Here is a 12,053-nt window from a genome sequence, read left to right as displayed (position 1 = left end):
TCAACATCCCTTGGTTTTGGGCCACCCGTTGCAGCCCGACCCCGTTGTTATGCCAGCGCTTGGCTGAACTGATCCTGAGCCCCATATTCATCTGGCGTTCAGCAAACCATGCTAAAAAAACACTATGCTTTTCCGCGCCTTGATCCTTACCCTGGCCTTGCTGTGGCTGCCGTCGCCGGCTTTCGCCGACAAGGATGCCGAGCGCGCGCGCGCGGCATTGCAGGCGGGGCAGATTCTGCCTTTGGGCCGCATCCTTGAAGCCGTACAGCGTGATTTCAACGGCGAGGTGATCGAGGTGGAACTGGATCGCGAGCGCGGCAACTGGGTGTATGAAATCAAGCTGCTGGCGCCACATGGTGCGGTGCTGAAGCTGGATTATGATGCGGCCAATGCCACTTTGCTGCGCAGCCGGGGCCACAATGCCGATGCGGCAAGGCGGCGGCGCTGATGCGGGCCTTGCTGGTGGAAGATGATGCACGCCTGGCCGAGCAGGTCAGTGCCGCTTTGCGCCAGGCCGGCTATGCTGTGGATCATGCCGCAGATGGCGAGGCGGCGGAATTCATGGGCGATACCGAACCCTATGACGTGGCCATCCTGGATCTTGGCCTGCCGAAACTGGACGGATTATCGGTGCTGAAACGCTGGCGTGCCGCCGGGCGCGATCTGCCGGTACTGATCCTGACAGCACGCGGCAACTGGACCGAAAAGGTGGAAGGCATTGATGCCGGCGCGGATGACTACATGGCCAAGCCATTCCGGCTTGAGGAATTGCTGGCCCGCCTACGCGCCCTGATCCGGCGCCGCCATGGCATCGTATCTGCCGAACTGAGCTGTGGCCCGGTGCGCCTGGACAGCCGGCGCGCCCAGGTGCATGTGGATGGCTTGCCGGTGGCGCTGACCGCCCATGAATTCAAGGTATTGGACTATCTGATGCATCATCCCGGCACCGTGGTGAGCCGCACTGTGCTGACTGAGCATATCTATGCCCAGGATGCTGATCGGGACAGCAATACGATCGAGGTGTTCATCGGCCGGCTGCGGCGCAAGCTGGGTGTGGATGTGATCGAAACGGTGCGTGGCCTGGGCTACCGGCTGCGCCCGCCGCAAACATGAAGCTGTTCCGCCCCCGCCTGATGCGTTCGCTAGCCCTGCGCCTGATTGCCAGCGCTTTGCTCTGGCTTGCACTGGTGCTTGGCATTGCCGGCCTGGGATTGGGGGCGATTTTTGAACGCCAGACCGAAGCGGCACAGATCAAACGGCTGGGCGACGACCTCTCCAGCCTGGCCGCTGCACTGGAACCAGACAATACCGGTCATATCCAACTGATTCGCCGCCTTGCCGACCCCCGCTACGAAAAGCCCTATAGCGGCCATTACTGGCAGGTCATGCAAGGCAGCGACGCCCTGCTGCGCTCGCGGTCGCTATGGGATCAGGCCTTGGCGCCGCCTTTACCGGAAACCAAAGCGGAAACCCTTCGGCGCCATGCCATCAGCGGCCCTGAGGGCCAGCGCCTGATCGCCGTGGAACGCAGCATTCTGCTGCCGGGCAGCGACACGCCGCTCCGCCTGATCGCCGCGCTCGACTACAGCGAGATTGCCACGGCAAGACAGGATTTTGACCGCCTGCTGTGGTTGTCATTGGCCTTGCTGGGGGGTGGTCTGCTGCTGGTGGTGCCGGTGCAGATTCTGATCGCGCTGCGGCCGCTGCGCCGCTTGCGCCAGGCCCTGGCAAAATTACGTGACAGCGGCGGCCACAGCCTGGCCGGGCCATGGCCGAGCGAGGTGGCGCCGCTGGCCGAGGAATTGAATACCGTGCTGGCACGCCATGCAGCCATGCTGGAGCGCTCGCGGCGCCAGGCCGCAGACATGGCGCATGCCCTGAAAACCCCGCTTGCCGCTTTGCTTAACGCGGCGAATGGCCGCGACGACACCTTTGCCCGCGAAACCGCCCGCCAGGCTGAGACCATGCGCCGACTGGTGGAGCGGCATCTGGCCCGCGCGCGCGCCGCCGGCGCGGCCCAGTTGCGCGGCGCCACGATCAGCGCTGAAATGGTGGCTGCGGAATTGATCAAAACACTGTCTCTGCTGCACCAGGACCGGGCGCTGGACTGGCGGCTGGAGGGTGGTGGCCGCTTTGCCGGCGACCGCGCCGATCTGGTGGAGATGCTGGGCAACCTGTTGGACAATGCCGGCGCCTGGGCACAGCATCAGGTGCGGATACGGCTCACCGAGCGCAATGGCCGCTTGTATATCAATATTGACGATGACGGCCCGGGCATGCCGGCGGCACGCCGCAGCGAAGCAGTTGGGCGTTTTGCCAGGCTGGACGAGGCAACTGGTGGCAGCGGCCTGGGCCTGGCCATAACCGCCGATATCGCCGCGCTTTATGGCGGAAATCTGGACCTGGAGACGAGCGATTTGGGTGGCTTGGGCGTGCGTCTGCAACTGCCGGCCCTGACCGAGCAGGGTGGACGAATGGCCGCCGCCGCCCTATAACCCAGCCATGCACCCGACCAGCCCCCTTCCCTTCGTCAAGATGCACGGACTCGGCAACGATTTTGTGGTGCTGGATGCGCGCGACAACCTGCTGCCGCTGGACCGCCGCGCCATCGAGCGCCTGGCCGACCGCCGCCGTGGCATCGGCTTCGACCAAATGGTCACCATCGAACGCTCCGGCACGGCCGATGCCTTCATGCGCATCCACAATGCCGATGGCGGCGAAGTGGAAAGCTGCGGCAATGCGGCGCGCTGCGTTGCCACCCTGCTGATGCGCGAAACCGGCAAGGACCGGGTGAGCATCGACACGCTGGGCGGCTGGCTCAATGCGCAACGTGACACGGCACCGGCCGCCGATATAGAGGGCCTGGTGACCGTGGATATGGGTGAGCCGCGTTTTGACTGGCAGGCCATTCCGCTGGCCCGCGCCATGGACACCAACAGCCTGGATTACAGCCATGCAGGCTTTGCCGCGCCCGGCGCGGTGAATGTGGGCAATCCGCATGTGGTGTTCTTTGTTGACGATGTGAATGCTGTGCCGCTGGAGCAGATCGGGCCGCAGATCGAGCACGATCCGCTCTTCCCGCAGCGTATCAACGTGGAATTCGCCCAAGTGCTGGCTCCCGACCGCATCCGCATGCGGGTGTGGGAACGTGGCGTAGGCATCACCCGCGCCTGCGGCACCGGCGCCTGCGCCACCCTGGTGGCAACGGCGCGGCGTGGTCTCTCGGCCCGGCGCGCCGATATCCTGCTGGATGGCGGTGTGCTGACCATAAACTGGGCTGCCGACAACCATATCTACATGACCGGCCCGGCCACCGAAGCCTATCGCGGCGTGATCCCGCCCGCCTTCTGGCGCGACGACTTCCAGGCGGCCTGACCGCATCATGGATGTTGTAAGCCTCGGCTGCCGGCTGAATGCCTATGAGGGCGAGGCGATCCGCGCCCAGCTTGCCGCCCAGAACCTGCATGACGTGATTGTGGTGAATACCTGCGCGGTGACCGCCGAGGCCGAGAAGCAGGCGCGCCAGACCATCCGCCGCCTGCGCCGCCAGCATCCTGCTGCCCGCCTGGTCGTGACCGGCTGCGCCGCCCAGGTGGCACCCGAGCGTTTTGCCGCCATGACCGAAGTGGATCATGTGCTGGGCAACCGCGAAAAGCTGGAAGCAACGCAATGGCGCGATCTGGGCAAAGCCCGTGTCAGCGTGGGCGACATCATGACGGATGCGCCGCCGGCGGCCTTTGACGGCACCGGTTCGGTGGAGAGCGGCCCGGCAGTGAACGGCTTTCCCGGCCGGCCCCGCGCCTATTTGGAAATCCAACAGGGCTGCGACCATCGCTGCACCTTCTGCATCATCCCCTATGGCCGTGGCCCGAGCCGTTCACTGCCGCTGGGCGCGGTGGCGGAACAGGCCCGCCTGCTCGCGCGCCAGGGCTATCGTGAATTTGTGCTGACCGGCGTGGACATCACCAGCTACGGCCACGACCTACCCGGCCGGCCCAGCCTGGGCCAGGCGGCACGCCGGCTGCTGGCATTGGTGCCGGATATCCAGCGCCTGCGCTTCTCCTCGCTCGATCCGGCCGAGATCGACGACGATCTGCTGCTGCTGCTGCGCGACGAACCGCGCGTGATGCCGCATCTGCATCTCAGCCTGCAAGCGGGCGACGACCTGATCCTGAAACGCATGAAGCGACGGCATAGCCGCGACCAGGCCCTGCGGATGGCGGAAAAACTGCACCAGCTAAGGCCCGGCCTGGCGCTGGGCGCCGACCTGATTGCCGGTTTCCCGACCGAGGATGAAGCGGCGTTTCAGCGTTCGGCAGCCCTGATCAACGAGATCGGCCTGGCCTATCTGCATGTCTTTCCGTTTTCGCCGCGCCAGGGCACCCCGGCGGCACGCATGCCGCAGGTGCCGCAAGCGGAAATCCGCGCCCGAGCGGCCGAATTGCGCCGCCTCGGCTCAGCGGGCCTGGACCGTTTCCTGACCGGCCGGGTTGGCAGCCTGGCCAGTATCCTGGTGGAACAGGATGGCCTGGGCCGCGATGAGACCTATGCCCCGGTGGCGCTGCCACCGGCCCAGATCACGGGCTACGCCAAGGGCGCGATTTTCAACGGCCGGATCGGCGCGGCGCGCGACGGCAAACTCTGGCTGGAGGCGGCATGAGCGAGGACAAGAAACTCGGCTGGTTCGGGCGCCTCAAGCAGGGCCTGGCGCGCAGTGCCGGCGCACTCGGCGAGCAGATCGGCAGCCTGTTCACCAAGCGCAAGCTGGATCAGGCGGCGCTGGATGAACTGGAGGAAACCCTGATCCGCGCCGATCTCGGCGTCGCCACAGCCGCCCGCGTGGTGCAGGAAATCGCCCGCAATCGTTTCGACAAGGAAGTGACCTCCGAGGAAATCCGCGCCGCCCTGGCCGAAAGCCTGGCGCCGATCCTGAAGCCGGTGGAACAGCCGCTTGATCTGGAAGGCGACAAGCCGCAGGTGGTGCTGGTGGTTGGCGTGAACGGGGTGGGCAAGACCACCACCATCGGCAAGATTGCACAGCGCAGCCGTGAGGCCGGCAAGCAGGTGGTGCTGGCGGCCGGCGATACATTCCGTGCCGCCGCTGTGGAGCAATTGACGATCTGGAGCCAGCGTACTGGCGCCTCGATCGTGCGCGGCGAAACCGGCGCCGATGCTGCCGGCCTCGCCTTTGATGCCCTGACCCAGGCACGCGAACAGAAGGCCGATCTGCTGCTGATCGACACCGCCGGCCGGCTGCATAACAAGGCCGACCTGATGCAGGAACTGGCCAAGATCGTGCGCGTGCTGAAAAAGCAGGTGCCGGAAGCACCGCATCATGTGCTGTTGGTGCTGGATGCCACCACCGGCCAGAATGCCTTGAGCCAGGTGGCCACCTTCAAGGAAATCTGCGCCGTCAGCGGCCTGGTGGTGACCAAGCTGGACGGTACCGCGCGCGGCGGCGTGCTGGTGGCGATTGCCGATAAATTCGGCCTGCCGGTGCATTTCATCGGTGTGGGCGAAACTGCGGCCGATCTACAGCCCTTCAGCGCCGAGGGGTTTGCCCGCGCGCTGGCCGGGCTGGAGCAGCGTCAGTAAGCCCCGGTCTCGCCCGCAGGGTTACCGAAGGTGGAAAAAGCATGCTTCCCCTGCACTTCGCGCCAATGAAGCAATGCCCATTGCACACTGGGAAAAGCCAAATCCTGCCAGGGGATTTCATCCCACAGAAATAGATTGGCCTCCAACGATTCCGGCCCCGGCGCCAATTCCGGCCCCGGCAAGGTGGCGCGATACATGATCTGCACTTGGCTGATGCGGGCAATGTTGTAGACCGCCAGCAAGGCATCAATCTCGATAGTGACCCCAGCTTCTTCCATCGCCTCGCGCCTGGCGCCGGCCTCGGTGGTTTCACGTTCCTCCATGAAGCCGGCCGGCAAAGTCCAGAAGCCGCGCCTTGGCTCGATGGCCCGACGGCAGAGCAGGATCCGGTCGCCGTAACTGCATACCGCTCCCACAACGATCTTCGGATTGACATAATGAATCCAGCCGCAGTCACCACAGACCAGACGGGGCTTGTCGTCGCCCTCGGGTATCTGGTGGTTGAAGCCGAAATCGCTGGGTCGCTGAATGCTCATCACGAGCAGTTTACCCAAGCCAGCACATGGTTGGCAAATCGCTTCGGCTGAGGCTAGGGTAACTCCGGAGGCGGATTAACCGTCCAGTACACAACTATAAAAAAGGGGGCTCAGAATGGCATCTCATTTCATACCCGAGAGCAATCTGCTGGAATATGTGTTGCTGGATGCACCAGGGCATTTGCTGCGCCGCTGCCATCAGCTTGCGGTAGACCTGTATACTGAGGAAGTAGGCGAGGATGGCCCGACGCCGCCGCAATTCGCATTGTTGCTCACCGTGCTGCAAAATCCCGGCCTGAGCCAGGTTGATCTGGTGCGCCATACCGGCATCGACCGCTCCACCGTGGCGGAAATGGTGGCTCGGCTGATCAAACGTGGCCTGCTTGACCGCAACCGCACCGTGGCAGACCGCCGCACCAATGCGCTGGGCGTGACCGAAGCCGGCGAAGCCGTGTTGCAACGCGCCCTGCCCATGGTGCTGAAAGCCCAGGAACGCACACTGGCGCCGCTCAATGATGACGACCGGGAGGAATTGATGCGCCTGTTGCGCTTGCTTTCCGCTGTGAATGCGCCCGCCAAGCCGCAGCTTGGCGCCACCTTGCCGGAAGCGCAGATTGCCAACAAATAAGCCTTGTTAACCTTTCTCGGCTACCATCGCCGCGTCTCCGCGTGATGCAGAGAGTTACGTGGTGCCGAGAAAGGTATGACCATGGTTACCGTCGAATCAATACGCGAAAAGATCGCCCGCATGGGGCAAGTCTATTCGCCGGGCAATGCCAGCCGGCCGGGCCATCTCTACAATCCGCTGCCATTTGCGGAATTCGACGACATTCCCTATCAGCGCGATGCTGTGGCCGAACGCTTTGCGTTGATGGAGACCACGCTGGCGCGGCCGTTCAAGACCGGCCGGCTGCTCGATATCGGCTGCCACACGGGTTACAACTGCTTCCGCTTCCAGCGCCTGGGCTTTGACTGCACGGGAATCGAGCTGGAACCGCTGACCTGTGAAATCGCCCAGGATGTGAATACCCTGAAGCAGACCAATATCCGCTTCATCAATGGCGCGGTTTCGCATGATCTGATGCAGCAGCTTGGCCGCTTTGACGTAATCCTGTTCCTCTCGACCTTCCAATGGGTGGTTTATGCCGAGGGTTTCGAGGCTGCCCGCAAGCTGCTGGCCGAGGTGCAGAGCCGCTGCGACCTGCTGTTCTTCGAGACTTCGATGGGCCAGGAAGGCAAGATGAAGCTGCCGCAATTGCCCGATGCCAATGCGGTGCATGCCTTGCTGCGCGAAAGCGGCCACCACCGCAATGTGGATTGCCTGGGCGCCATTCCGGCGCCGGGCGCACCCGATGCGCAGAAACGCCTGTTATTCCGCTCGCAGAACCGCGCCGTGGCGGCACCCGATTTATGGGCGATGGCCCCCGAGGGGCTGGCCGATGTGGCCCGCATGGCGGCCAATGGCAAGCCGTTCTATGCCAAGGAAAACGACCAGTTCATCAGCCGCATCTATGCCGTGCTGATGGGCGGCACGCAGAAGCTGGCGATCAAGATCGTGCAGGCCAAGAACGACATGGCGCGCCGCCTGCTCTATCGCGAGCATGAATTCCTCTACAGCCTGGATGCACCGCAATTCCCCAAGCCGCTGGCTTTCGGCATGGATGAAAACCATTACGTGCTGGCGCTGCCTTTGCTGGAAGGGCCGATGCTGTCGCAGGCCCTGGCCGATGGCAATGTGGCCGACAAGGCCGGCGTGGCGCAGGCCTTGCGCGATGCCGCCGCCGCCTTGCAGAAAGCCGGCATCAGGCACCGCGACCTGCGGCCGCAGAATGTGCTGCTGACCAAGGATGGCCCGATGGTGCTGGATTTTGGCTGGGCCTGCTGGGCGGATGAAACAGACTGCCCGGCGCCGCCGCAACTGGCAGAGCCGGATGACGACGCCGCCTTTGCTTCTCTGCTCAAGGCTTTAGCGTAAGCACGTCCATCCATTGCCGGGCGATGGCGGCGGGGCTGAAATGCGCCGCAACATGCGCCTGGCCGGCTTTGGTGCGGGCAAGGCAGGCTGCGGGCCGCTTCAGCGCATCGGCAAGGGCAGGCACCAGGTCTTCGGCAATGGCGGCAAAGGCATCCAATTCGCGATAGCTGGCCAGCGGATGCGCAAACACGGCACGGCCGGCCTGAAAGGCCTGAAGCGCACGATTATTGCTTTTGCCCACCGCCGTATCAGCGGCAAGATCAATCGGAAATACCGTGGCATCACAAGCTGCCAGTGCCGCTTCCAGAGCCGGCACCGACCAGGGCGCAAAGCGCAAAGCCACACCGGGGCCAGCCAAAGCCGCCAGCGCATCGCGATGACGCGCCGCATTGGCCTCGCAAAGCAAGGTGAACTCAACCGGCCGAATAGCGGCCAGGCGGGGCAGGTCTTCACGGCAGAATTTCGCTACTGCCGGCGCATGAGCGCCGAAAAAACCGAACCACAGCAGCCGCAAGGGCGCATCCGGCTGTGGTGCGAAACGCGCTGGCGCCGTGGCCACCTCCACCGGATCGCCCACCACGCTGAAATGGAAACTGGCACAGACATGCTCGGCGATACGCTGGGCCAGCATCGGCGTGGGCACTACGATACGATCCGCCACCCGCATCAGCGCCGGATAGAAATGCACACAGAGCGCCGCCTGCTTCGGATCGCGCAGGATGCCGCCGATCTGGGCCTGATAAGGTTCACCCACCTTCAAATCGCACACATCGAGTAGCAGCCGGATGCCGGCTTCGCGCTGGCGCTGAATGAAGCCGCCCAATGCCGGCAGCAGATCGCCGCGCACCACACGGTCTTCCTTCGGCTGTGCCAGCACGATGGCATCGCCGGCATAGCGAAAGCCGGGATCAAGCGCCTGCTCGATACTCACTACTTCGGCCTGCCAGCCAAGCTCGCACAGGGCTGCTGCCGGCAGGGTGGCACGGTAGCGCACGCTGGCAAGGGTGATGGCATCGCCGGCCAGCGCCGCCGGCGCCGCATTGGTGACAAACAGAATTTTCATAACCGCACTTTATCAGGCCGGGTCACAGCGTTCCAGATTGTCGGTCAGGCGCGTCTGCAAAGCGGCGATATCAATCTGCGCTACTGAGCCTGCACCGGCAAGATCAAGCGCCTGCGCCGCCGCAGCGCCCATGGCGATACACGGCCCCATCACCCGCACCGAGGATAGCGCCGCCGGATCGCCATCAATGCAGCGCCCGGCCGCCACCAGATTCTCGGCCTCCTGCGGCAGCATGGCGCCGAACGGCAGGTAATGAAGATGATCATCGCCGAATTCCTCCCAATGCACGTCATCGGCACGATCATGCAATTCTATCGGCCAGGAGCAGCGCAACACCGCATCCGCCGGCCGCGTGCCGGCGCGCACATCGGCTACAGCAAGCTGCTGGCGGCCGCAAATCCAGCGTGTCTGCCTTATGCCGAGGAGGCCGTAGGACCGCACCCGGGCAGCGCCAAACACCAGCGGATATTCGCCGCGCAGGAAAGCCAGCACACGATCTGCCTGGGCGCGGCCTTCAATCTGCGCCAGAGCATGGCCTGCGGCATCCAGCGGCGTTTGCACATGCGTCATGTTCACCAGCGCTTGGCCCTTGCCGGGAAAGGCAAAGACAAAGCCATCCTTGCGCACCAAGCCATATTGTGTCGCCTGCTCGGCAAGGCGCCGCTGCATGGCCCAGCGATCCAGCGCCATGGCGCCCGCCTCATCAAAATTTTCGATGCTGAACATCAGCGTGCCCATGATCGGGCTTGCCGGTTCGCGGCAGGCAAAACCGGCGGCAAAAGCCAGCGCCGCGTCGCCCGAAGCATCGACAAAACCCTGTGCCGTCACATCCAGCAAACCATGCCGCGATGCCAGACTGAGGCCGGTGATGCGAGCATCGCTGCGGTGCACCGCCAGCAAGGTGCTGCCAAGCAGCAGGGTGACGCCGGCCTCGGCCAGCGCCTGTTCCATCCAGCGCGCCAGCGCCTGTTCCTGATACATCACGATCACAGTGTTGCGGCCACGGCGCGGCGCCAGCGCATCCATGGCGCGCAGATCACGCAGCATGGCATCGGCCATGCCATAGACCACACGATACGGCGCCGGGCCATTGGAATACAGGCCGCAGAAAGTGCCGATCAGCGATTGTGTTGATTGCCCGCCAAGCTGCGCGCCGGCATCGATCAGGATTACGCTACGGCCCAGGCGCGCGGCTTCCAGGGCGGCCGATATGCCGGCAATGCCGGCGCCGAGAATGGCGATATCGGCGCCGAGCTGCGGCACCGCGCCGGGCTGGTGCCGCACAATCCGCGTGGCGGGAATGGGATAGGTTTTGTTCATCAGCGCCAGCGCAGCAGGATTTTTTCGGCCAGGGAGAGCAAGGCGCTGATGCCGAGGCCCAGCAGCGACAGCAGCACCACGCCGGCCACCAGCTGATCAGTCTGCATCAGGTTGCCTGCGCCCAGGATGAAAGCACCGATACCGACCTGGGTGCCGATCATCTCGGCCGAAACCAGCAGGATCAACGCAATCGACGATGAAATGCGGAAACCGGCCAGGATGCCGGGCAAGGCGCCCGGGAACACCACCTTGGCGATGATCGCCGGCACCGACAGGCCAAAACTCTGCGCCATGCGGATCAGGTTGCGCGGCACGTTATCCACCGCCGAAAATGCCGCCACCACAGTGGGGAAAAACACGCCGAGCGCAATGGTGGCATATTTTGATGGTTCGCCAATGCCGAACCAAAGGATCAGCAGCGGCAACAGCGCGATTTTTGGAATCGGAAACAATGCCGCCACCACCGGCATGCCCACCGAGCGCGCCAGGGTGAACACACCCATCAGAAAGCCGACGGCAAGGCCGGTCAGGGTGCCGATCAGCCATCCGATGGCAACGCGCTGCAATGAGGCAGCAATATGCGCTGCCAGCTTGCCAGAAGCCACCAGGTCGCGCAAAGCCGCGATCACCTCATGCGGCGCCGGCATGTAAAGTGCCGGCAGCAGGCGGCTCAATGAGGCAGCTTCCCACAGCGCGATGATGACGGCAAAGGCCAGCCAGGGTGCCCAGCGCTTCACCCCCGGCACAAAACCGCCGCCACGAAACGGCACTGATTTACCGGGCAGGTTAGACGCCATGCTGCATCTCGCGATCCGCCACCTGGGCCTCAGATTTAATCAATTGCCACAGCTCGTTTTGCAACTGGCTCAGGCGGACGGCATGGGCCGGATCGGCACGCTCGGCCACCGGTATCGGCAAATCCACAATCGCCTTGATACGGCCTGGGCGGCGCGACAGCACCACCACACGATCCGCCAGCCGCACCGCTTCGGCCAGATTATGCGTCACATACAGTGTGGTGGTGCGTTCCCGCGCCCAGATGGCGATCAGGTCTTCCATCAGCAATTCACGCGTCTGCGCATCCAGCGCCGAAAGTGGCTCGTCCATCAGCAGCACCGCCGGCTTCACTGCAATGGCCCGCGCAATACCGACGCGCTGGCGCATGCCGCCGGAAAGCTGCTTCGGTAGGGCATCGGCAAAATCACTCAGGCCGCATAATGCCAGTACATCGCGGATGCGGGCGGCGCGCTCGGCACCATCCAGCGCATGATGCTCCAGCGCCAGCGCCACATTGCCGGCCACGCTGCGCCATGGCAGCAGGGCAAAGTCCTGAAACACAAAAGTCAGCGGATTGAGGCAGCCCGCAGGCGGCGCGCCAACCAGTTCGATACTGCCCTGCTGCAATTCCAGCAAACCGCCAACCAGATTGAGCAAGGTGGACTTGCCGCAGCCGGATGGTCCGATCAGCACCACGGTTTCACCCTGGCCCAGATCGAAGGAAATCCCATCCAGGGTGGGCAGGTCGCCATAGGCATGGCCAACCTGCCGCAGCACCACTTTCATC

At 64.0% G+C, this 12,053-nt stretch carries 13 protein-coding genes; 8 read left to right on the top strand and 5 right to left on the bottom strand.

The genetic code is table 11. The features are described 5' to 3' along the window. Positions 1-124 precede the first annotated feature (124 nt). From KBB36_RS08515 to ftsY, 6 genes are read left to right on the top strand one after another with little or no spacing between them, the layout of a single operon-like run. Complete coding sequence (locus tag KBB36_RS08515) at positions 125-448, top strand: PepSY domain-containing protein (protein WP_290978731.1); 324 nt, start codon at positions 125-127, stop codon at positions 446-448. After that, positions 448-1,113, top strand: coding sequence for a response regulator transcription factor (locus KBB36_RS08510; RefSeq protein WP_290978728.1), 666 nt, complete (start codon positions 448-450; stop codon positions 1,111-1,113). The genes KBB36_RS08515 and KBB36_RS08510 overlap by 1 nt, the downstream gene beginning before the upstream one ends. Beyond that, a complete protein-coding gene (locus KBB36_RS08505) occupies positions 1,110-2,495 on the top strand; it encodes a HAMP domain-containing sensor histidine kinase (protein WP_290978725.1) in 1,386 nt (461 codons plus the stop codon). Before KBB36_RS08510 ends, KBB36_RS08505 begins: the two co-directional genes overlap by 4 nt. Positions 2,496-2,502: 7 nt before the next feature. Further along, complete coding sequence (dapF, locus tag KBB36_RS08500) at positions 2,503-3,375, top strand: diaminopimelate epimerase (protein ID WP_290978722.1); 873 nt, start codon at positions 2,503-2,505, stop codon at positions 3,373-3,375. A gap of 7 nt (positions 3,376-3,382) precedes the next feature. Continuing rightward, on the top strand, positions 3,383-4,660 hold the full coding sequence (mtaB, locus tag KBB36_RS08495; RefSeq protein WP_290978719.1) for a tRNA (N(6)-L-threonylcarbamoyladenosine(37)-C(2))-methylthiotransferase MtaB: 1,278 nt from the start codon (positions 3,383-3,385) through the stop codon (positions 4,658-4,660). Beyond that, positions 4,657-5,595: a signal recognition particle-docking protein FtsY gene (ftsY, locus tag KBB36_RS08490; RefSeq protein ID WP_290978716.1), complete on the top strand. Its 939-nt coding sequence runs from the start codon at positions 4,657-4,659 to the stop codon at positions 5,593-5,595. The genes mtaB and ftsY overlap by 4 nt, the downstream gene beginning before the upstream one ends. Here the strand turns inward: ftsY and KBB36_RS08485 are convergent. Next, complete coding sequence (locus KBB36_RS08485; RefSeq protein ID WP_290978713.1) at positions 5,589-6,131, bottom strand: NUDIX hydrolase; 543 nt, start codon at positions 6,129-6,131, stop codon at positions 5,589-5,591. The genes ftsY and KBB36_RS08485 overlap by 7 nt on opposite strands. Positions 6,132-6,246: 115 nt before the next feature. Here KBB36_RS08485 and KBB36_RS08480 point away from each other — a divergent pair, with 115 nt between their 5' ends. Continuing rightward, positions 6,247-6,759, top strand: a complete 513-nt coding sequence (locus KBB36_RS08480; RefSeq protein WP_290978710.1) for a MarR family transcriptional regulator — start codon at positions 6,247-6,249, stop codon at positions 6,757-6,759. 75 nt (positions 6,760-6,834) lie between these two features. Then, positions 6,835-8,106 carry a class I SAM-dependent methyltransferase gene (locus KBB36_RS08475; RefSeq protein WP_290978707.1) on the top strand — a complete coding sequence of 424 codons (1,272 nt, stop codon included), beginning with the start codon at positions 6,835-6,837 and terminating at the stop codon, positions 8,104-8,106. Here KBB36_RS08475 and KBB36_RS08470 read toward each other — a convergent pair. Genes KBB36_RS08470 through KBB36_RS08455 form a run of 4 tightly spaced genes read right to left on the bottom strand, consistent with a single transcriptional unit; the run spans position 8,090 to position 12,052 of the window. Then, a complete protein-coding gene (locus tag KBB36_RS08470) occupies positions 8,090-9,169 on the bottom strand; it encodes a hypothetical protein (RefSeq protein ID WP_290978705.1) in 1,080 nt (359 codons plus the stop codon). The two genes, KBB36_RS08475 and KBB36_RS08470, sit on opposite strands and share 17 nt — an antisense overlap. A gap of 12 nt (positions 9,170-9,181) precedes the next feature. Beyond that, entirely contained in the window at positions 9,182-10,489 is a 1,308-nt protein-coding gene (locus tag KBB36_RS08465; RefSeq protein ID WP_290978704.1) for an FAD-dependent oxidoreductase, read from the bottom strand. Beyond that, positions 10,489-11,286: an ABC transporter permease gene (locus KBB36_RS08460; protein WP_290978702.1), complete on the bottom strand. Its 798-nt coding sequence runs from the start codon at positions 11,284-11,286 to the stop codon at positions 10,489-10,491. Before KBB36_RS08460 ends, KBB36_RS08465 begins: the two co-directional genes overlap by 1 nt. After that, complete coding sequence (locus KBB36_RS08455) at positions 11,276-12,052, bottom strand: ABC transporter ATP-binding protein (RefSeq protein ID WP_290978700.1); 777 nt, start codon at positions 12,050-12,052, stop codon at positions 11,276-11,278. The genes KBB36_RS08460 and KBB36_RS08455 overlap by 11 nt, the downstream gene beginning before the upstream one ends. Position 12,053 lies beyond the last annotated feature (1 nt).

The organism is Ferrovibrio sp. (assembly GCF_017994015.1).
Taxonomy (GTDB): Bacteria; Pseudomonadota; Alphaproteobacteria; order Ferrovibrionales; family Ferrovibrionaceae; genus Ferrovibrio.
Note: the sequence above shows the minus strand (reverse complement) of the source record. Positions and strands in the feature narration are given on the sequence as shown.